This is a genomic window from Pseudoalteromonas sp. A22, assembly GCF_018141345.1.
Classification (GTDB): domain Bacteria; phylum Pseudomonadota; class Gammaproteobacteria; order Enterobacterales; family Alteromonadaceae; genus Pseudoalteromonas; species Pseudoalteromonas maricaloris.
This window is the reverse complement of the sequence record NZ_CP047238.1, coordinates 3,860,754-3,880,678: the sequence shown is the minus strand read 5'-3', so window position 1 is coordinate 3,880,678 and position 19,925 is coordinate 3,860,754. Positions and strand designations below refer to the sequence as shown.

The 19,925-nt window shown below is 42.9% G+C and carries 20 protein-coding genes; 6 read left to right on the top strand and 14 right to left on the bottom strand.

Annotated elements, in window-relative coordinates; genetic code table 11:
• Position 1: 1 nt before the first annotated feature.
• The 10 genes from GSF04_RS22410 to GSF04_RS22365 all read right to left on the bottom strand — a co-directional run bounded on the left by GSF04_RS22410 (position 2) and on the right by GSF04_RS22365 (position 8,698).
• Positions 2–1,840: a diguanylate cyclase gene (locus GSF04_RS22410; RefSeq protein WP_017218330.1), complete on the bottom strand. Its 1,839-nt coding sequence runs from the start codon at positions 1,838–1,840 to the stop codon at positions 2–4.
• 8 nt (positions 1,841–1,848) lie between these two features.
• Entirely contained in the window at positions 1,849–2,625 is a 777-nt protein-coding gene (locus tag GSF04_RS22405; RefSeq protein ID WP_017218331.1) for a TatD family hydrolase, read from the bottom strand.
• Positions 2,625–3,125, bottom strand: coding sequence for a hypothetical protein (locus tag GSF04_RS22400; protein WP_017218332.1), 501 nt, complete (start codon positions 3,123–3,125; stop codon positions 2,625–2,627). The genes GSF04_RS22405 and GSF04_RS22400 overlap by 1 nt, the downstream gene beginning before the upstream one ends.
• The gene (tatC, locus tag GSF04_RS22395; protein WP_026001017.1) at positions 3,122–3,865 is read right to left on the bottom strand and encodes a twin-arginine translocase subunit TatC; all 744 of its coding nucleotides are present in this window, start codon (positions 3,863–3,865) and stop codon (positions 3,122–3,124) included. The genes GSF04_RS22400 and tatC overlap by 4 nt, the downstream gene beginning before the upstream one ends.
• Positions 3,866–3,978: 113 nt before the next feature.
• Positions 3,979–4,290 carry a Sec-independent protein translocase protein TatB gene (tatB, locus tag GSF04_RS22390; RefSeq protein ID WP_010376473.1) on the bottom strand — a complete coding sequence of 104 codons (312 nt, stop codon included), beginning with the start codon at positions 4,288–4,290 and terminating at the stop codon, positions 3,979–3,981.
• Positions 4,291–4,296: 6 nt separating this feature from the next.
• The gene (tatA, locus tag GSF04_RS22385; protein ID WP_138582521.1) at positions 4,297–4,533 is read right to left on the bottom strand and encodes a Sec-independent protein translocase subunit TatA; all 237 of its coding nucleotides are present in this window, start codon (positions 4,531–4,533) and stop codon (positions 4,297–4,299) included.
• A gap of 60 nt (positions 4,534–4,593) precedes the next feature.
• Complete coding sequence (ubiB, locus tag GSF04_RS22380; RefSeq protein ID WP_017218335.1) at positions 4,594–6,198, bottom strand: ubiquinone biosynthesis regulatory protein kinase UbiB; 1,605 nt, start codon at positions 6,196–6,198, stop codon at positions 4,594–4,596.
• A 1-nt stretch (position 6,199) separates the two neighbouring features.
• The gene (locus GSF04_RS22375) at positions 6,200–6,814 is read right to left on the bottom strand and encodes an SCP2 sterol-binding domain-containing protein (RefSeq protein WP_017218336.1); all 615 of its coding nucleotides are present in this window, start codon (positions 6,812–6,814) and stop codon (positions 6,200–6,202) included.
• 8 nt (positions 6,815–6,822) lie between these two features.
• Entirely contained in the window at positions 6,823–7,578 is a 756-nt protein-coding gene (gene ubiE, locus GSF04_RS22370; protein WP_010376465.1) for a bifunctional demethylmenaquinone methyltransferase/2-methoxy-6-polyprenyl-1,4-benzoquinol methylase UbiE, read from the bottom strand.
• A 118-nt stretch (positions 7,579–7,696) separates the two neighbouring features.
• Positions 7,697–8,698 carry a GGDEF domain-containing protein gene (locus GSF04_RS22365; protein ID WP_211858832.1) on the bottom strand — a complete coding sequence of 334 codons (1,002 nt, stop codon included), beginning with the start codon at positions 8,696–8,698 and terminating at the stop codon, positions 7,697–7,699.
• Between the two features lie 384 nt (positions 8,699–9,082).
• On the opposite strand from GSF04_RS22365, the gene GSF04_RS22360 reads away from it, so the two are divergent.
• The gene (locus GSF04_RS22360; protein ID WP_039493407.1) at positions 9,083–10,864 is read left to right on the top strand and encodes a DUF885 domain-containing protein; all 1,782 of its coding nucleotides are present in this window, start codon (positions 9,083–9,085) and stop codon (positions 10,862–10,864) included.
• 75 nt (positions 10,865–10,939) lie between these two features.
• Here GSF04_RS22360 and mtnK read toward each other — a convergent pair whose 3' ends face one another.
• Positions 10,940–12,142 (bottom strand): S-methyl-5-thioribose kinase, encoded by a 1,203-nt coding sequence (gene mtnK / locus GSF04_RS22355; RefSeq protein WP_211858831.1) that lies wholly within the window; start codon positions 12,140–12,142, stop codon positions 10,940–10,942.
• Positions 12,143–12,262: 120 nt separating this feature from the next.
• On the opposite strand from mtnK, the gene mtnA reads away from it, so the two are divergent.
• From mtnA to GSF04_RS22340, 3 genes are all read left to right on the top strand, one after another.
• Positions 12,263–13,285, top strand: coding sequence for an S-methyl-5-thioribose-1-phosphate isomerase (gene mtnA, locus GSF04_RS22350; RefSeq protein ID WP_211858830.1), 1,023 nt, complete (start codon positions 12,263–12,265; stop codon positions 13,283–13,285).
• A gap of 93 nt (positions 13,286–13,378) precedes the next feature.
• Complete coding sequence (locus GSF04_RS22345; protein WP_211858829.1) at positions 13,379–15,322, top strand: S9 family peptidase; 1,944 nt, start codon at positions 13,379–13,381, stop codon at positions 15,320–15,322.
• 299 nt (positions 15,323–15,621) lie between these two features.
• Positions 15,622–16,017 carry a hypothetical protein gene (locus tag GSF04_RS22340; protein ID WP_211858828.1) on the top strand — a complete coding sequence of 132 codons (396 nt, stop codon included), beginning with the start codon at positions 15,622–15,624 and terminating at the stop codon, positions 16,015–16,017.
• Positions 16,018–16,040: 23 nt separating this feature from the next.
• Here GSF04_RS22340 and GSF04_RS22335 read toward each other — a convergent pair whose 3' ends face one another.
• Genes GSF04_RS22335 through GSF04_RS22325 form a run of 3 tightly spaced genes read right to left on the bottom strand, consistent with a single transcriptional unit; the run spans position 16,041 to position 17,877 of the window.
• Positions 16,041–16,583, bottom strand: a complete 543-nt coding sequence (locus GSF04_RS22335) for a cupin domain-containing protein (protein WP_211858827.1) — start codon at positions 16,581–16,583, stop codon at positions 16,041–16,043.
• The gene (gene mtnC / locus GSF04_RS22330; RefSeq protein WP_211858826.1) at positions 16,580–17,266 is read right to left on the bottom strand and encodes an acireductone synthase; all 687 of its coding nucleotides are present in this window, start codon (positions 17,264–17,266) and stop codon (positions 16,580–16,582) included. The genes GSF04_RS22335 and mtnC overlap by 4 nt, the downstream gene beginning before the upstream one ends.
• Positions 17,263–17,877 carry a methylthioribulose 1-phosphate dehydratase gene (locus GSF04_RS22325; RefSeq protein ID WP_010376449.1) on the bottom strand — a complete coding sequence of 205 codons (615 nt, stop codon included), beginning with the start codon at positions 17,875–17,877 and terminating at the stop codon, positions 17,263–17,265. The genes mtnC and GSF04_RS22325 overlap by 4 nt, the downstream gene beginning before the upstream one ends.
• Positions 17,878–17,979: 102 nt before the next feature.
• Here GSF04_RS22325 and GSF04_RS22320 point away from each other — a divergent pair, with 102 nt between their 5' ends.
• Both GSF04_RS22320 and GSF04_RS22315 read left to right on the top strand, forming a co-directional pair.
• Positions 17,980–19,119 (top strand): methionine aminotransferase, encoded by a 1,140-nt coding sequence (locus tag GSF04_RS22320; RefSeq protein WP_211858825.1) that lies wholly within the window; start codon positions 17,980–17,982, stop codon positions 19,117–19,119.
• Positions 19,107–19,877 (top strand): amidohydrolase, encoded by a 771-nt coding sequence (locus GSF04_RS22315; protein ID WP_211858824.1) that lies wholly within the window; start codon positions 19,107–19,109, stop codon positions 19,875–19,877. The genes GSF04_RS22320 and GSF04_RS22315 overlap by 13 nt, the downstream gene beginning before the upstream one ends.
• The last annotated feature ends 48 nt before the right edge of the window (positions 19,878–19,925 follow it).

Below are 19,925 nucleotides of genomic sequence, written 5' to 3'. Positions count from 1 at the left end.
GTTAGTTCTCCTGATTGGGTTTGAAAGTAACAACACGATTACGACCTTGCTGTTTTGCTTGATACAAGGCTTTGTCCGCATTGTCAGTGTAAAGCTGTGGGTTATGTGGATCGCTAACCACTGCACTATAAACGCCTGCACTGGTGGTCAACTTAAGCGTATCTTCACCAAATTTGATATTGAGATCTGCTGTAGCCACTCTCAGGCGTTCAGCTACTCCGACAGCACCTTCTTCTGGGGTGTTTGGTAGTAGCAAAATAAACTCTTCACCACCATAGCGGAACACTTCATCATGTGGTCGCCGCAAGTGTGATTTTATTAAGTTGGCAAATTCGCAAATTGCTTGATCACCAGCCAAGTGACCATATTTGTCGTTAATTTTTTTGAAGTGATCGATATCAAAAATAACAAGGCTCAATACTGTCTGCTCTCGTCTTGAACGACGTACTTCCATCTGTAAACGCTTGTCGAAATAGCGCCGGTTCTTCACTTTTGTGAGTGGATCTTCCATGTTCATGCGCTCGAGCTCTCGGTTTTTATCCTCAAGTTCCCTTAATGTGACTTGAAGCTCAAAAGTGCGTTCCTCAATGTTGGACTCTAAGTCGTACTGCGCCTGTTCTTGTAGTTTAAGCTTTTCTTTTAATAGGGCATCTTCAGCTTGAGTATGAGCTAGCCGTTGCTGTTGCTTGGCCAGCTTTTCATCTCTTTGAAATATATATAGACGTATGAGCAGGTAACTCAGCAACGTGGCTTCAACGACAAAAATACCAAAGTAACCCAAATGGCTCAAAAAGCTGCCGGACTGAACCCCCAGCTCAACCGTAAACGGGTAGCTAATTACGATAAAGTGGCAGAGTGCGATTGCAATTAAGATATTTCGACTCTTGTGGTTAACACGAGCGAGCGTATAGATAATCAATACAGAGACAATAAAGCTGATGCTAAGCGCTAGCAGGAGAGACTGAGAAACAGGTAAAAAAGCAATGAGCAGAAACAAGCACAATGTCGCTAGAATGGCCTTTCTTTTCGTCAGCTTTGGGTGCGCAAGCAGTGACTTTCCAGAGCAATAACTCAAAGCGGGCAACAGCAGTGCGCTGAGCAATAACATCATCATGCCTTGACCATACTGTTGAAACCACTGCCATGAAGAGTAAAAATATCGATAACCAAAGCCATAGATATGTGCATTGAAAAGCCATACTGTAGCGATAAACAAAGTGGCACATAAAAAGTAACCTTTTTTTGTAACACAATAGAGCGTGGCATTGGTTAGGGCGAGTGCTAGTACAAAGCCTGCTAAAATTCCAAAAATAAGATTAAATTTACTCTTAAATTGGAGGTATTCATTCGGCTCCCAAATTGCAAGAGGAGCCGTGATAACCCCCTCATCACTGATCTGTAAGTATAAATGGCTTTGCGTTTGTGGCTGCAGCTCAAGCGGAACAACTAGAGATTCATACTTTAGTGGTCGCTTAATCAGTGGCAAGGCATCGCCCATATCTAAGCTGAATATTGGATGGTTCGGCCTGACATGATAGGCAGTTACCGCATCGATGAGATTATTGTTTATACTTACCAATACTGGCGTGAGCGAGTTATTAGTATTGTGCAGCGCTATTTTTAGCCATAAGTACTTTGCTACAGGTCGAAGGCCTGTGGGGATTTGGGTGCTGCTATGCCATTCGACAGGAGCCGCAAGCAGTTCGTTTAACGATGCATATTTACTCAGTGTGTAACTTAGCTTTACTTGGTGTTCTACCTTAAATGACTCTGAAATAGTGACGGCAGAAAATACAGCAGAGCTGTATATCAATATAAGTAAAGACAACACAATGCGCATTACTGGCTTTACCTCACAAACAGCTGTTTAAAATTAGCCGAAGTCGTGCTCATCACTTCCGTGACAGGACATTGTTTTAGGTGTGCAATTTGTTCAGCCACATAAGATAAATACATTGGTTCATTGCGGCGAGACTTGGGCTTTGGGCTAATTGTTCTAGGTAGTAGGTAGGGCGCATCAGTTTCCAACAGCAAACGGTCTAGGGGGATGTACTGGATTAGATCTTGTAGTGCTTGGCCTCTACGTTCATCGCAAACCCAGCCTGTGATGCCTATCATTAACCCATAGTCCAAGTAACGTCGTAGTGCGTTATGGTCACCAGTAAAACAGTGAAGTACTCCATGAACGTTAACTTCTTGCAGTAACGAAAATAGCGCATCGTGCGCGTCTCTTTCATGCAGATACACTGGATAATCAATAGCTTCTGCTAACTGCAGTTGCGTCAAGCATACGCTTTGTTGTATCGGCCTTGGTGAAAAGTCGCGATTAAAGTCCAAGCCACATTCACCAACAGCAATAGCCCTGTTGCTACTTTTTAAAAGAGTGAGGAGATCATCGTAGAGCGTGTCAGGTGCATCTTTTGCGTCGTGAGGGTGGACACCTGCTGTACAATAAAGCTGGTATTGCTCAGCGAGTGAAATACTTTGTTCGCTGCTTGTTAAATCGCAGCCAATGGCGAGCATAGATTCTATGCCAGCGTTTTTGGCTCTAGCAATTACCTCGGCCAAATCGGATGAAAATTGCGAGCTGGTGAGGTTTACACCAGCATCGAACATCGTGTTCATCAGTTAACTCGTTTAACTCGCGTTGTACGGTTTGAGCCCGCTTTCTTCATTAAAAAAGAGCCAAAAGACGCGCGTTCAATAATTAATGTGTCTCCTTCATTGGCGAAAAAAGTTTCTGAAGAAACTTGCCTCCATACTTGACCATTGTCTAAGGTGAATACCATTTTATCGCGGCCTTGAGTGGTTGTTTTTACGAGTTTAGCTGTAATTTCTTCGATTTCTTCGCTTGCCGCTTTAACTTTATGCTCTAAACCAAAGCCATCTTCTTTCAATTCTGCTTTTTTTTCATTGCGCACTGTGTTTATTTTATCTTTGTTTACAGGCGCTTTGCTTGAATGTGTTTCCGTGATTGGTTTATTAGCAATCACATTGTCGTAGCACATGAGTCGTTTAAAATCATTTTCAATCAGAGTACAAGCTTGTAGTGCTTGCGTATTTATCGGCTCTGCGGCGCATAAAGAGGAAAATCCTAGTGCGAACAGTATCATGGTTTTTTTCATTGTTCTGACTCCTGTTGTTTTGGTTTGGCGCTGTAAAATTTGGCTAGAATGAGTCCTAGTTCAAACAAGAGTAGCATAGGGAGTGCCAATAGAGTTTGAGATAGAACATCTGGTGGAGTTAAAAACATTGCGATGACAAAAGCACCAACGACAACATAAGGTCGTTTCTCTTTTAAGCTCGCAGGGGTTGTCATGCCACTCCAACATATAAGCATGATAGCGACGGGAATTTCAAAGGCGATGCCAAAAGCAAAAAATAGCTTAAGGATAAAGCCAAGGTAACTGCTAATATCTGGTGACAATGTCATCATCTCAGGCCCCACACTGGTAAAAAAGCCAAGTATGATAGGCATGACAACAAAGTAACAAAATGCTATTCCGCCATAAAATAACAATACACTTGAGAGTAATATGGGGATAAGCATACGTTTTTCGTGTTTATATAAACCGGGTGCGATAAAGCCCCACACCTGATGCAAAATAAAAGGCACAGCGGCAAATAGTGACACAAAAAGCGTTAATTTAAACGGAGCAAAAAACGGCGCTGTAACATCTGTAGCTATCATGGTTGTGTTGCTAGGCAAGCTATTTACAAGCGGTGCTGCAACGAAGGCATAGATATCATTGGCGAAGTACACCAAAGCAACAAAGATAACGAAAACGCTCAATAACGCTCTCATTAAGCGGTTTCTTAACTCAACAAGGTGAGCTATAAATCCACTTTGGGCTGATTCTGTCATGTAACTTGACTCGTACGAATATAATTCCAGTTAGATATAACAAAAAGGAGCTGTTTGGGCGTCTAAATTACCCAAAACTAGCCTTTGACTGAACTATCTAACTGCTAGATTGATTAGTCTTTGTTTTTATTATTTTCGGTTGATTTATAAGAATGTCTGACTGATTCAGCCGCATCTTGTAACTCTTGAACGGATTGCTTGAGTTCAGGGGCCAAATCTTGCATTCCCTGTTGTTCCGCCTTCTTTAAGTTATTATGTAGCTCGTGAACACGTAATTCTTCACTCACTTCAGCCTTGACTGAATTGGCGACAGATTTTACCGTTTTTATCCATCTTGCTACGGTGCGGATTGCAACGGGAAGACGTTCAGGGCCAAGTACAATTAGGCCAACGATAAGAACGACCACTAACTCCCACATACCCATGCTGAATTACACCTTATCTTTTTCTTTCTCTGATACCGGTTGTGCTTGCTCAGTTGTTGTATTTTTTAACTTTTCAGGCTCAGCATCAGTCGCAGCTTGCTCATCCGATACCGCCTTTTTAAAGCCTTTAACTGCACCACCCAAATCACTACCAATACCGCGTAGTTTTTTAGTTCCAAATAACAAAACAATGATGGCTAAAATAATAAGTAATTGCCAAATACTGATCCCACCGAATCCCATAATAACTCCATTGATACTTACTGCTTATGAATAATGATTATACGCCTAGCGAGCAAAAAATCACCCTGTTTTACGCCATGCGCCAATAAATACTAGCACGGCAATAATCGCAAGTAGGCTACTTGCGACAGGCTTGTCAAAAATAAAGCTCAATCCCGATATAATTGCAAAACTGCTCGCTGCTAAGCCCAATAATAGAGGCTTAGTCGCAGTATCTGCTTTTTGTGTGACAGCTGGAGGGGGGCGGCGCTTAAGATTTTGGTAAATCAAATCTGGCAGTTCAGGCATTTTTTCAGCCCAAAATGGTAAATTCGCATATAGCTTTTTCGCCACCGCGAGAGGGCCAACTTGTTCTTGCACCCAATGCTCTAAAAAAGGTTTGGCCGTTTTCCACAGGTCTAACTGCGGATAAAGTTGGCGCCCTAGGCCTTCTACATACAGCAGGGTTTTTTGCAATAATACTAGCTGTGGTTGCACTTCCATGTTGAACCGTCTTGCCGTATTAAACAAATTTACTAGCACATGACCAAAAGAGATTTCTGCAAGCGGTTTGTTAAAAATGGGTTCGCATACAGTGCGAATGGCAAACTCAAACTCTTCTACGCAGGTATCTGCAGGAACCCAACCAGAATCCACATGAAGTTGCGCTACTTGGCGGTAATCACGATTAAAAAAGGCGATAAAGTTTTCGGCCAAATAGCGTTTATCTTCGCGGTTTAAGGTGCCGACTATGCCGCAATCTATACCAATATATTTAGGATTATGAGGATTTTCACGAGAGACAAAAATATTGCCAGGATGCATATCTGCGTGGAAAAAACTGTCACGGAATACCTGTGTGAAAAAGACTTCCACGCCGCGCTCGGCCAGCAATTTCATATTGGTGCCTTGTGCTAACAAGGCTTCGGTGTCTGAAACCGGAATACCGTAGATGCGTTCCATCACCAGCACGTTTTTACGTGAATAATCACTATATACCTCAGGGATATACAGTGAATCTGAGTCTTCAAAGTTGCGTCTGAGTTGAATTGCGTTCGCGCCTTCTCGCATCAAGTCTAGCTCGTCGAGTAAGGTTTTTTTGTATTCCCTAACAACTTCCACTGGGCGCAGGCGTTTTCCTTCGCTGAGTAAGTTGACAACGATTTTAGCGAAACGCTCCATTAAAGAGAGGTCTGCATGGATTTGTTTCTCGATATCGGGACGAATAACTTTGATCACGACATCTTTTAACTCATCTTTGTGTTGTAGCTTGGCTGCATGTACTTGCGCTATCGAGGCTGAAGCCAGCGGTTTTGATTCAAATTCAGCAAAGTATTCATGAATATTGTCGATTTCTAGTGCTTGCTCAATGAGCTTTTGTGCCATCGCGGGGTCAAATGGTTGAACTTGATCCTGCAAAAATGCAAGTTCTTCAGCAATATCTGGTGGTAGTAAATCTCGACGGGTTGAAAGCATCTGGCCGAACTTGATCCACACCGGCCCCAAAGTTTGTAATGCCAGACGTAGGCGTGTGCCTACTGGTTTGTCTTTATGTTTGTTGCGCAGCCAAAACAAACTCGCTCGAGCGAGTTTACCGTACCAAGGCTGCTTATGCGCAGGGACGATTTCGTCTAAACCATAGGTTAAAAATGTTTTGGTGATCTGATGCAAGCGAAGTAAAGACAACCTAATTTCCTTTGTTTTGCTGAAGTAATGCGCTGAGGCGTTGATTTAAGCTTTCGACTTGATTGTTTAATGTTCTCACTTGCTGCTTAAACTGTTGAAACTCGAGCGGGTGAGGCGCAACCTTCAACTCATCTTGAAATAACCCAGTTAGGGTTGCCTTGGCTACCTGTCCATCTTGCTTTGCGCGATGCGCCAACTTATGAAAAGCATCTACGGCAACTTGTGCGGGCCCATCACCGACATATTTGGCGAGGTGTTCCGCCCAATCAATATCAAGTGTTGCTAATGCATTACTATATAGTTGTGCGAGCGCCAAATCCCCTTCAAGGTCGAGCTTATCTTGACGGATAAGCGCAGTGAGTTGGCTTGGATCTTTGAGCTCAAGCAAGGTTGGTAAATCGGCACTAATTGAACAATCGGCTTCGCCATCAAAAGGACATAAAACGTGAATGTTAATGCCTGTGTAAGTCACAGCTAAACAAGTATTTTGATCTCGAATATCAACACTGAGCACTTTGTGTTGGCCTTTACTTAGCACATGCTTTAGCTCAGGCGAGAGTTTAAGGCCTTTGTTTAAAGCCGTCTCAAGTACGGCGCCAAGTAATGAAGCTAACACAGCAACTCCTAGAATTTAAAGCCGCGATGAAGGGCGACGATGCCTCCGGTCATATTTTGGTAGTCAGTTTGTTCAAAACCGGCTTCATCCATCATGGATTTTAGCGTTTCTTGATCTGGGTGCATGCGAATAGATTCTGCAAGGTAGCGATAAGACTCACTGTCATTTGCAACTAATTTGCCCATTGCAGGTAATAGTGTAAATGAATACATATCATACAGCTTTGCCAGCGCCTCGTTATCGGTCTTTGAAAATTCAAGTACCAGTAAGCGTCCACCTGGCTTTAGTACTCTGTACATTGAGCGCAATGCTTTATCTTTATCAGTTACGTTACGTAAACCAAAGGCAATAGTGATGACATCAAAAGTATTATCGTCAAATGGCAGCATTTCTGCGTTCATTTGAACGTATTCAATATTGCCAACAAGTCCCGAATCGCGTAATTTTTCGCGGCCTACTTTAAGCATTGAGTCGTTAATATCACCTAAAACAACTTGTCCTTTATCACCAACTAATTCGCTAAATCTTGCGGTTAAATCACCCGTACCGCCAGCAAGATCAAGTACTTTGTGACCAGCGCGTACACCAGAGCAGGCAATAGTTTGACGCTTCCACAAACGATGGATACCGAATGACATCAGATCATTCATGATGTCGTATTTTGCAGCTACAGAATGAAATACGTCTGCAACCATAGAGGCTTTTTTGTCGGTCTCGACTGTTTTGTATCCAAAGTGGGTAGTATTGTCTTGTGACTCTTTCATGTGGGTTCCATCATTACTCTGCAACTATGGTTGCTAGTGTACTTGATTGGTAGCCGTAGGTGCAATTTCTTATCCGTGTTGTATTGTTGAAAATGCAAACAAAAGAGGATATTGCGGATCAGTGACTAATATAACAGTGTTGGCCGAGAGAATGTGCTTTCTGTGCAGCGTAACCTGCGCGTTTTGCCAACATATTAAAGTCTTGCTCTGGTGCAAGTTGGGCTATCCCAAGGGCCAGAGACACATTAGGTAATGGAATTTTCCCTTTCGCGCTGACAAACTTTAATCGCTCAACACCTTTACGCACTTTTTCCGCGATAACACTCGCGGTATCTAAATCTACATCGGCAAGGATAACCGTGAATTCTTTTTTACCGGTGCGACCAGGTAAGCCGCTTTCAACGACATAACGTTTGATATTATTGGCGATACGATTAAGCACAACTTCACCCACAACATCACCAAACCGCGTTGAAAACTCGTCAAGGTTATCAACTTGTATAGAAAGCGCACAGACGGATTTTTGCTGCGATTGCCATAGGGACACTTTTTGATGAAGATAGTGACGCTTATAAAGACCCGTTTGTGGGTCTAATAAGTGTTGTTTACGCAAGTCGAGTAGTAACTTTTGATTACGTTCATAATCTAAACGCGATTTTATTAACGCTTGTTTAAATTGTTTGTGCTGTTTTAGCAATAGCTCAGTTTGTTTGGTGAGTGTTGATAGTGCGCGCTTACTCTTTTGAATGTTGTGTTCATCTAAATTATGCACACATTGACTGACTTGTTGGGCAAAGCGAATAACCTGCTTTTGTGAGGTTTCTGCATTTTCGTGTAATTCAGTCACCAAAGAATCAACACCTTCAAGCAATTCAGATTGTGTTTTTTGTCCTTGATCTAGAAACTGATAGTAGAGTTGCTCAATGAATACACAGTCTATTTTTGTGTGCGCTTTGATGGCTTTGTTGATGGCACAGTCGAGATCTTTGTTCGTGGCGCTAATATGGGTATAAGCAACCTGATAATTTAAAGGCGTAGGCGGCAAATGATGTTGCTCTAAAAACAGGCACACCTGTGTCATTTTTTCTTGGGCAACAGCCATGGGATCATGGAACATCATTTCATTTACCACAACAATTAATTATCAAACGTTAATGAACTACCACCAGCTCCTTCGGTGTAACTCTTGTCCTAATTGCACTAGACCTACATTAATCTGTATCGTCCGAATTTAAAAGTAAAAAATTTGTCTTTGAAATAGAAAATTTACATTTTTTTGTTGAATTGCTGATTTTCTCATCAATTTTTACTAGGTTGGGTAAATTGTATTCGATCTGAGATATTCGTGATTCTATCGAATTAAGTTGCATCTGTTACGGGACTCTCCTACTTTGACTAGCAGAAAGTTCATTTCACCATAACAAAGCTCAGAGCGATGGATAATCATTATTTTTTGGCTACTTTACCGCGAACTGAGTAACAACAAAGTATTGAGGAAGTCAGCGTGTTATCACCAAAATTAAAGCTGTGGACTAAACGTTCAAGTGTCGCCGTTTATTTAACTGTCGCCTTATCTGGTTGTGCTATTACCGGAACTGACAATAACGCTGAGTTTACTCAAATAGCTGGCAGCGTTATGAAATTTAGAAGTGATAACAATGCCTATGGTCGCAGTGATACAAAAGCAGAGTTTCTGCTACCAAACCTCAGTGCAGAAAAGTTGGCGACCACAAATCAGCAGCGTCTACAGTTTTTGGCTCAGCTCGATAATATCGACACTTCAGCGCTAAGTGAGGAAAACCAAATCAATCTCACGATATTGCGTGCACAAGTGCAGAATAACGTCGATGAATATCGGTTTCATAGCCATTATATGCCGCTCACCTCGGAATACGGTTTTCATTCCGGTCTGTCTTTTATGATCTCGAGTCATGACTTTAAGAAACGTGCTGGTTACGAGCTATATTTGGCACGTTTGCAGCAGGTTCCACGCTATTTTGAGCAAAATATCGACTGGATGAAAGAAGGTATAGCGGTTGGCTTGACTCAGCCGAAAGCGGTGCTTGAAGGTTATGAAAGTTCTATCGAAGCTTATATCGTTGATGATGTGACAAAATCCGAGTTTTATGGCCCGTTTACACAAAACCAAGCGGGTTTGCCTGATACCGAATTTAAAGCACTGCAACAGCGTGCCAAAAAGATTATTAAAGGCGATGTGATCGCAGCGTATCAAGATTACCTTAATTTCTTTGTCAATGAGTATCGTCCTGCGGCGAGAACTGAAATTGGAATTTCTTCGACACCAAATGGTGAGGCGTTTTATGCGAATCGAGCGAAATACTATACCACCACGAATATGACGCCTAAGGAGATCCACGAACTTGGTCTCAAAGAGGTGGCTCGGATCCGTGCGGAGATGGAAAAAATTATTAAAAAAGTAGGCTTTAAGGGATCTTTTGCCGACTTTGTGCAGTTCTTAAGAACCGATCCACAGTTTTATGCCAAGACCCCCGAAGCGTTACTTAAAGAAGCTGCATATATAGCAAAGAAGATGGATGCTCAGCTACCTAAGCTATTCCATACATTACCAAGAAAGCCATACGGCGTCGCCCCAGTACCTGCGAGCATTGCGCCTAAATATACGACTGGGCGTTATTCGGGGGCACGCAGTGATACTGATGCAGGCTACTATTGGGTAAATACCTACGCACTGGATAAGCGCCCGTTATACGTATTAGAAGCATTGACTCTACATGAGGCCGTGCCTGGTCACCATTTGCAGATCTCCTTGAATGCCGAGCTTGATTACCTACCGGAATATCGTCGTAACGAATATATTTCAGCTTTTGGTGAAGGGTGGGGGTTATATTCTGAATTTTTGGGTATCGAAGCGGGGTTCTATCAAGACCCTTACAGTGATTTTGGTCGTTTAACCTACGAGATGTGGCGAGCGGCTCGTTTGGTTGTAGACACCGGCATGCATATGTTTGGCTGGAGCCGCGAACGAGCGATGAACTTTATGAAAGACAACACTGCCTTGTCCTTACATAATGTTAAAACGGAGACTGATCGTTATATCTCGTGGCCAGCTCAAGCACTGTCATACAAAATTGGTGAACTAACCATTAAGCGGCTACGTCGCAAAGCGGAAAAAGCACTGGGTGATCAATTTGATATCCGTGAATTTCACCACCAAATCTTACGTCATGGCTCTGTGCCATTATTTGTGCTTGAAGAGCAAATCGACAAATATATTGAAACCACGATGAATCAAGCGCGTAAGTAATCGAGATTATCCCTCTAATAAAAAAGCCCAAAGTAGTAACCTTGGGCTTTTATCATTTTATTAGCCTAAGCTAGTTTAGTTTACAAAACTAATAATTAGCTGATATACATCGTCGGTCGTTCGGCATTTATTGGCATTAATGATGAGCTGTTCACCTAAGTGTAGTGCTCGCTGTTGTACCGCTAAGCGCGCGTCTTCATCTTCAATCGCATCAATGTCTGCAACATGTGCGAGACCAATGGTGCGGCGGATCAATTCACACCCACAATAACCAACCGCGTCTTGCAGTACCTTAGTGAGGAAGTATTCCGCATAGCCATCTGCTTGCAATGAGAGATCGCGTGTTTGTGTTTTCGCCAGTTCAAGCCAAGTGGCATAGAAGTTAGATAGGGTGGTGGCGATATTATCGAGTAAATACACCTGCATATTTCGACGTTTTGGCAGAGCGTTAATACGAGCATGTTGGGCACAGTAGTTAAGCAGTAAATTGCCGATAAATGAGCCTAAATCAAAGCCTATGGGGCCAAAAAAGCCAAACTCTGGATCGATTAGCTTAGTGTGCTCTGCGTCGACGAAAATACTGCCTGTATGGACATCACCGTGAAGTAAAGTTTCTGGTGCATTGAGAAATTGGGCTTTGAGTTTTGCCACTTCAACTAATAACGTCTTATTTTTTCTCAGTATTTCCACAGACGATTGCAACGCCTCTGGAAAGTTGTTTCTTTCAGCATCGCGGTATGGGTCGTCAAAGAATAAATCTTCTGTGATTGCGCATAGCTCAGGATTAGTAAACTCGGTGACTAGGGCTTTCTTTTCACTCGGTGTTAAATAAAAGCTTGAGTGGTAAAAGCTGGTTTTTGCTAGATAATTTGCGACGTCTTTGCTGAGCCTTGTAAAGGTGTTCGCTTGGTTTAATTCACCGCGTAAAATGCGTAGATGACCAAGATCTTCCAGCACAGTTAGTGCTAACTCCGTATTATGGTGCAACACTTTTGCTGTGGTATCTGGGCAGATCTCACCATGGCGCTGTAATACACTGGCTTCAATTCTGGCTCTGTCTAACGTCAGTGGCCAGTTCTCACCCACACATCGAGCGTAAGGCAAAGCTTGCTTGACGATGATGCTATTTTCTTGCGTATCTTGTACGCGGAAAACCAAATTCAGATTGCCATCACCAAATTCATAACAAGATAAGGTTGCATCTTTATCAAAGAAGCTTCCTAAATTAGTAATGTAATCAATAACTTTTTCTGCATCAAATTCAATGTAGCTCGACATGTTTCAGCACCTTGTGGATATTTGCTGTTAGCATTCTATATTTTTAAGTGTTTAGATGTCTATACTTCTTTATATCTTGATGTAAAATATCATTAGTACACTTTGAAAGAGCGGGATGTCATGAAAACCTTAATTGCACGTAGTCTTAAATTTGAATCGGGCGTGGTACAGGTATTGGATCAATACTTACTGCCACATCAACAGGTGTGGCATGAATGCCGCGACGTTGCGACGATGAGCGAGCTCATTCTGACACTTAAGGTTCGCGGCGCTCCGCTTATCGGTTTAGCGGCAAGTTTGTTAATTGGTTATCTCGTCGAACAAGGAGAAGATAAAGACGCAATTGCCCGTTCGATAGATGAACTTGAGGCCACGCGCCCTACTGCGGTGAATTTAATGCACTGCATGGCGAAATTGCGTGAAGCGTTGCAAGCGATTGATTGGCAACAACAAGTGATCACAACCGCTGAACAGTTATTTGAAGAAGACACTGCGTTATGCGACCGTATGGCAAACATTGGTGCGGAGCTTGTGAATGCGGGAGACAATATTCTTACTCACTGTAATACTGGCGCGCTGGCAACGGCCGGTGTAGGCACCGCTCTTGGCGTAATCTATCATGCTGCAAAACAACATGGTGACATTCATGTTTGGGTTGATGAGACTAGGCCACTGTTACAAGGTGGTCGGCTTACTGCGTTCGAGCTAGATGCATGGCAAATCCCATACACGCTAATTTGTGACAATATGGCTGCGAGTTTAATGGCGGCGGGTAAAGTTGATAAAGTCTTTGTGGGGGCAGATAGGATTGCGGCAAACGGTGATTTTGCGAATAAAGTCGGCACTTATAATCTCGCGGTGTTAGCCCATTTCCATAATATTCCTTTTTATGTGGTTGCCCCGATCACAACATTAGATCGCAGTTGTCCAAATGGCGCAGCCATTCCAATCGAACAACGCGCCAAAAGCGAAGTAACAGGTGTCAGTGGTAGTTTTGGTGATTGCCAATGGGCACCCAACAATGCTGAGGTATACAACCCAGCATTCGATGTTACACCAGCGAGTTTGATCACCGGATGGGTGCTGGATACGGGGTTGTTTACGGGTGATAAGGTTGCCCTAGGTGTATTTTCACAAAGTTAAACATTTGTAATTACTTTAACTACTCGTAAATCCAAAATCTTGTTAAAATGTACCCATTTTGTGCTTCGATATAAATGGAGAAAGTAAAACAGGATGAAGAAGTTTATTGCTTTGATGTTGTTGCCCTTAGCTGCTAAGGCATTCGCTAAACAGGAAATACCACTAGAGTCGTTTAGTAAAGGTAGTGAGTTTTCCGATGTAAAGATATCACCTAACGGAGAATATCTTAGCTTTATCACAAAAAGGGAAGGTAAAAACACATTAGGTTTTTTACAACTTGATAAATTCAAACTCATTCACGCCGTGCGATTCAATGACAATGCTCAAATTGGCCGCTATGAATGGGTGAATGATGACCGTGTGGTATTAGAAAAGGAATATATTAGAGGCTGGAAAGATCACCCTGAGTTTCATGGTGAGTTATTCGGCGTAAATGTAGATGGAAGCCGTGGTAAATATTTGGTGGGTTACCAAGGTGAGGGACAAACGGGGTCTCGTTTGCGCAAAGCTACCCCGCTGTATGGCACATCTTATATTCTTGACCCTTTGGTCAATGACGAAAACAAGATGTTGATTGTGACCTATCCTTGGACTGGCTCGAAAGAGCCTACTACACGAGTTTACGAGGTTAACGTTCATACTGGTGTCAGACGCAAAGTGACAAATTCTCCAAAAAAAATGGGGCGCTTTTTGACCGATCACCAAGGAGAGGTTCGCGCCGTTGTGTCTGAGGATGATGATGGCAATTCATTAGTGTTCATCCGTGAAGAAGCAGGCTCAAAATGGGCTGAGCTCACATTAGAAAACAACTTAGATGATTTCTGGATGCATGGATTCGATAAATCTGGAACGTCAGTTTATCTTTCAGCATCTACGGCTGGTGAGCCCATGGCCTTCTATAAATTAGGCTTAGAAAGCAAAAAACTTACTCATGTTTTTCAAGATAAAGTGGTTGATCCAACAAAAGTATGGATAGATCCGATTGATAAATCCCCTTTCGCTATTGAACTAGACCCCGGATATCCTACCTATGCATTTATTGATGAAAGTGCTGATTGGAGTCAACGCTTAAAGTCTCTGATAGCTTCGATCCCTGGAAATCAAATACGTATTGTAAGTAGCACGAGAGATGGTGGACAAGTGGTTGTATTCGCAAGCAGCGATACCAATCCTGGGGATTATTACCTTTATGATAGTAAAGCCAACAAGATGAAATATCTTGCGTCTGCAAGAGGCTGGATTAAACCAAATCAAATGTCTACAGTCGAGCCTGTTAAATTCACAAGCCGTGATGGACTTACTATTCATGGATATCTCACAACACCAATAAACGCAGAAAAGAAAAACCTTCCTCTGATTGTTATGCCTCATGGTGGACCTCATGGGCCAAGAGATTATTGGCAGTTTGACCCTGAGGTACAAATGCTAGCGAGCAGAGGAATGGCTGTATTACAAGTTAACTTTCGAGGTTCTGGTGGTTATGGAGATGCATTTGAAGTGCTTGGCTACCAAAAGTGGGGCAAGGAAATTCAATATGACATCATTGATGGAACCCGTGACTTAATCTCCAAAGGTATCGTCGATAAAAAGCGGATTTGTATTATGGGGGCAAGTTTTGGCGGTTATTCTGCATTGCAAAGCGCAATATTAGAACCCGACTTATTCCAATGTGCAGTCGGTGTTGTTGGTGTATACGATTTACCACTGATGTTTGAAGAAGGTGATGTTGCTCAGCGTAGCTCAGGGGTCGCATATTTAGAACGTGTACTTGGTACCGATGAGAAACAGTTAAAGGCATTTTCTCCAAGCTATAATGTCGATAAGCTTAAGGTTCCTGTCCTTATCGTACATGGTGGTGAGGACCAAAGAGCGCCAATTGAACAAGCGGAATCTTTAATTGATGCACTGAAAAAGGCTGATAAGTCTTATCAGTATTACTTACTTGAAGATGAAGGGCATGGTTTCTATAAACCGGAACATCGTCTGAAATACTTTAAGAAAGTGCTCGAATTCCTAGAAGAACCTCTGCAGTTATAGTTTTTATGGAAGCGAAGGAAGAGCTACTTAGAACTTTGTAATTTAAAGCTATATTAGCTACAGTTTTGTTTCTGAACATCGCAGCATGCTGTTGATTACTCTGTAGTATTTAAGTATGTAACGCCTCTATGGTACTGACTTGGTGCTGATCACGTTGAATTTGCGTGCTAATAGCCTGCTATTGGCACGCAAATGCGTTTTGCTTACCGCTTTTTTCGTGAAGTAGTCACAAAATCTTCATTTTATTTTTGGGGACAAGCTGTACTACTATGGGGATTTTGAAGTAAGGAAAGTCGCTAATGAAGGGATGGTTCATTATTGGTGTGGTTGTACTGGCCTTATGCAGTTGCCACTCTATTCAGCCGCAAAAAACCTACATCCATATAGTTGCAAGTTGCCCCCCTCAGGTGTTTGAACAATTGTTTATCGATACGACAGATAGCTTAGTTATATCGCCCTCTGAGGCTGAAATTCCTACCGGCATGCACACAAATACTTTGCTTTTTTCACCGCTAACAATGTCGTGGGATGTGGTGGATAAACTTTTGATTGAGTTGGATAACGCTGGATTTAAGTTTCAAGCAGATTTTTTCGGTAAATATAATCACGCTTATCGTGATAACCATATCGGTGTGTATTTTGTTGAAGGTTGCGAGCCTAACATGAGTAAGCAAGTACTCACAGCGCTTCGTTAGCACTGTGAGTATTTAGACTTGTATTAATCAAGTAATGGAAACTGCTTTGCAATTTCGGAGTTCGTGCTTTTTGCAACCCAACCCTCTTGATTATTGAATAGGCGAATGGCGGTAAATTCTGGATCGCTACCCATATCGAACCAATGAGGCGTATTTTCTGGTACTGAGATTAGGTCACCTTGCTGACATAAAACTTGGTAAACCTTATCGTTTAAGTGTAAGCAGAATAGCCCTTGTCCTTTAACAAAAAAACGTACTTCATCTTCGCTATGAGTATGTTCAAAAAGAAATTTTTGTCGCAACTCCGAGGCACTAGGGTTGCCCTTTGCGAGTGAAATCACGTCGACAGTTTGATAACCACCTTGCGTCTTTATTCTTTCAATATCGCTCTGGTAGGCATTAATAATGTCGTCTTGTGACATTTCAGCTGTGATATCGGTGTTAGCCTGCCATTGTTCAAAGCGTACGCCTTGCTCAGCGAGCAAAGATGCGATGATATTTGCGTCTTGTTCTTGTTGTAAAGCTTGGCTTGGATTCTGTACCTGATATATAGTCAGTTGACTCATGAAAATGCCCCTTCATCAAAATGGTCAAAGCTTGATATAACTGGATGTTCAGGTGAGGTTGCTTGTGCATCTCTAAACAGCTGTAATGTGTGCATGCCGGCGGCTTTTGCTGCGTCTAGCTCGGCAACGATATCGCTTAAAAAGAGGATTTGCTCTGCTTGGTACGGTAGGGCTGCAATAATATTCTGATACGCCGAGGCTTCCTGCTTGGCACCCACTTTAGTATCAAAGTAGTCGCTAAATAGCGGGCGAATATCACCATAGTCTGAGTGCGCAAAAAGTAGCTGCTGCGCTTTCACTGAACCCGACGAATACACGTAGAGGTCGCGGCCGTTCGCTTTTTGCTGTGTTAAAAACTGGTAGGCATCTTCATATAAATGTCCGGTAAAATCGCCGTTTGTATAGCCAAACTGCCAAACGAGACCCTGTAGCTGTTTTAATGGCGTGATTTTTTTATCTGCGGCGATCCACTCAAGTAGTGCGGCAATCACGGTATCAATATCAGCGTTGGCATTATCCAATTCTGCTCTGACGGCACCAATTTGCTCGGCAACGGCGGCGTCATGTTGATGGTCGCGAATAAATTGCGGTAAATGCGCAGCGGCATACGGGAATAGTATCTCTTTAACAAATGAGATACGGGTAATTGTCCCTTCAATATCTGTTAAAATGGCTTTGATCATTGGCGCCCCTCCAATTTAATGCGTTCTAATTCGCAGGCAAATAAAAACTCTAAGCCCTCAATATGACGACGCGTTTCTTGCACTGTACGGCCCACTGCGTATAACCCGTGACCTCGGATCAATACACCGTGTATAACCGGTGTAGTTTGATGAGATTGCGCCACGCGCTGTGCTAGCCGCTCTATATCCTGATCGTTATCAAAAATAGCAATGGATAAGGTTTCTTCATGCGATTGAATGCCAGACAGTGACTTTTGCATTTCATAACCACAGATCTGAAATTGCTCGCCTTGAATAAATCGCGACAACACAGTCGCAGCAACGGAATGAGTGTGTAATATACACTGTGCACCCACGCATAATTCATATAATTTTAGGTGCAATGCAGTTTCGGCTGAAGGCTTGCCACTACCGGCAATGATGGTGCCTGTGGCGTCTAATTCCAGAAATTGTTCTGGTGTTAATTTACCTTTATCAAAGCCGCTGGCCGTGACAACAAAGCCAGAGTCTGTTTTGATAGAGAAATTACCACCAGTCGCGGGAACCCAGCCTTGCTGAGCAACCCAAGCTCCTGCGTCGATAAGCGCGAGTTTTGCGGCTTGTGTGTGCATAGTTAACACCTATAAATTAAATGCGTTTGGACGGCTATACATCTATTTTGAGCAATGATAGCATCCACTCACGATTAGCACCATAAGAAAGAGAGTGTTGCAGTGAAAAGTAAGTTACCTCAGGTTGGAATTAGTATATTTAGCCAAATGACGGCATTAGCGAACGAGCATGGTGCGATCAACTTATCGCAAGGCTTTCCGGAGTTTGATGCGCCTGATTACCTAAAATCGCAACTGAGCCACTATGTTAGCGAAGGTCAAAACCAGTATTCGCCTTCTGCCGGCGTACCGAGCTTGCAAGCACAAGTTGCGGCATTAATTGAACGTCGCTATCAGGTGAGTGTTTCAGGACAAGAACAGATCACGGTGACCTCGGGTGCAACGGAAGCACTCTTCGTGGCAATTCAGGCAATAGTATCTGAAGGGGACGAAGTTATTGTATTCGACCCAGCTTACGACTCTTATGAGCCTGCAATTGAACTCGCTGGCGGGAAAGCCGTGCATGTTGCATTGACTGCGCCGCACTACCATATCGATTGGCAACAAGTCGCAGCGAGTATCAACCCAAATACCCGTGCTATTATCATCAATACACCGCATAACCCGTCAGCTAAAACGCTAAAGCCGTCAGATTTAGAGCAACTAAAACAGCTGCTAAATCAACATGACTTGTTATTGATCAGTGATGAAGTATACGAGCATATTACCTTTGATGGTTTGCCTCATCTGAGCGCATTAACTGATCCTGCATTGTTTGAGCGTGCGTTTGTGATCTCTAGCTTTGGTAAAACCTTTCATAGTACAGGGTGGAAAATGGGTTACTGTGTGGCGCCAAAGCAAATGACTGTTGAGTTTAGAAAGATCCATCAGTATGTAACGTTCTCAAGCTTCACTCCGGCACAACTTGCATTGGCTGATATGCTTGCTGAACACCCTGAGCACGTTGATGAGCTGAGTGTATTTTATCAACAAAAACGCGATGTTCTGGTTAAGGCGTTAGCGTCAAGTCGATTTACGCTATTACCAAGTGAAGGGACTTATTTTTTGCTTTTGGATTACAGTGAAATTTCTGATCTTGATGATGTTGCCTTTTGTCGCTATCTGGTGGAAGAGGTTGGGGTTGCGGCAGTGCCACTCAGCGTTTTTTACCAACAAGCACCTGAAGACAAGGTCATACGATTGTGCTTTGCTAAGGAAAACCAGACATTAGAAGAGGCTGCAAAACGCTTATGTCAACTTTAACCGTTACCCTTGTTCAAACAGATATTCAGTGGCTTTCACCTGAGGCCAACTTTACCCATATTGAACGTTTGCTAGAAAATGTCGAGCCAAGCGATTTAATTTTGCTACCAGAAACATTTGCTACCGGCTTCGCCGTAAAAGAGCCGGATGTTGAGCGCTATGCTGATGCAGCCATCGAGTTTTTACAGCAATGTGCTCAGCGCTTTCAGGCTGTTGTAGCAGGCAGCGTACTGGTTCCGCAAGGAGATAAAAAGGCCAACCGTATGGTGTGGTGCCTGCCGGATGGAAAGATACTTCATTATGACAAAAGACACTTATTCTGTTTGGGTAATGAGGGTGATTTTGTGGTTGCTGGTGAGCACCGTGAAGTGTTCGAATTAAAAGGCATTAAATTCTTACCGCAGATCTGCTATGACTTACGTTTTCCAGTATTCCAGCGTAATCAGAACGATTATGAGGTTATGATTAATATTGCAAACTGGCCAGCGGCACGCCGAAATCATTGGGATACTCTACTGGCTGCTCGTGCAATCGAGAATCAGTGCTTTGTGCTTGCGGTAAATCGCGTAGGTGAAGATGGGTATGGCACCGCGCATAATGGTGGTACAAAAGCGATTGACTTCAATGGTAATAGTCTTGTTTCGGCAGCAGATGACCAAGCAGAAGTTATTACCGTAAAGCTAAAACTGAGCGACTTGCAGCAGTATAAAGCTAAATTTCCAGCCCATCTCGATGCGGATAAATTTACGCTGGCATAATACACATTGGTACATGCATAACATGCCCAACTAAAAGGCTTAGTTGGG

Excerpts from the sequence above, each read along its gene's own strand:
- mtnC (WP_211858826.1), bottom strand. The coding sequence starts at position 17,266 with ATGATCAAAGCCATTTTAACAGATATTGAAGGGACAATTACCCGTATC.
- tatA (WP_138582521.1), bottom strand. The coding sequence starts at position 4,533 with ATGGGATTCGGTGGGATCAGTATTTGGCAATTACTTATTATTTTAGCC.
- GSF04_RS22365 (WP_211858832.1), bottom strand. The coding sequence starts at position 8,698 with ATGATGTTCCATGATCCCATGGCTGTTGCCCAAGAAAAAATGACACAG.
- GSF04_RS22345 (WP_211858829.1), top strand. The coding sequence starts at position 13,379 with ATGAAGAAGTTTATTGCTTTGATGTTGTTGCCCTTAGCTGCTAAGGCA.
- GSF04_RS22400 (WP_017218332.1), bottom strand. The coding sequence starts at position 3,125 with ATGAAAAAAACCATGATACTGTTCGCACTAGGATTTTCCTCTTTATGC.
- GSF04_RS22325 (WP_010376449.1), bottom strand. The coding sequence starts at position 17,877 with ATGCACACACAAGCCGCAAAACTCGCGCTTATCGACGCAGGAGCTTGG.
- GSF04_RS22340 (WP_211858828.1), top strand. The coding sequence starts at position 15,622 with ATGAAGGGATGGTTCATTATTGGTGTGGTTGTACTGGCCTTATGCAGT.
- GSF04_RS22335 (WP_211858827.1), bottom strand. The coding sequence starts at position 16,583 with ATGAGTCAACTGACTATATATCAGGTACAGAATCCAAGCCAAGCTTTA.
- GSF04_RS22315 (WP_211858824.1), top strand. The coding sequence starts at position 19,107 with ATGTCAACTTTAACCGTTACCCTTGTTCAAACAGATATTCAGTGGCTT.
- tatC (WP_026001017.1), bottom strand. The coding sequence starts at position 3,865 with ATGACAGAATCAGCCCAAAGTGGATTTATAGCTCACCTTGTTGAGTTA.
- mtnA (WP_211858830.1), top strand. The coding sequence starts at position 12,263 with ATGAAAACCTTAATTGCACGTAGTCTTAAATTTGAATCGGGCGTGGTA.
- GSF04_RS22410 (WP_017218330.1), bottom strand. The coding sequence starts at position 1,840 with ATGCGCATTGTGTTGTCTTTACTTATATTGATATACAGCTCTGCTGTA.
- tatB (WP_010376473.1), bottom strand. The coding sequence starts at position 4,290 with ATGGGTATGTGGGAGTTAGTGGTCGTTCTTATCGTTGGCCTAATTGTA.
- ubiE (WP_010376465.1), bottom strand. The coding sequence starts at position 7,578 with ATGAAAGAGTCACAAGACAATACTACCCACTTTGGATACAAAACAGTC.
- GSF04_RS22405 (WP_017218331.1), bottom strand. The coding sequence starts at position 2,625 with ATGAACACGATGTTCGATGCTGGTGTAAACCTCACCAGCTCGCAATTT.
- mtnK (WP_211858831.1), bottom strand. The coding sequence starts at position 12,142 with ATGTCGAGCTACATTGAATTTGATGCAGAAAAAGTTATTGATTACATT.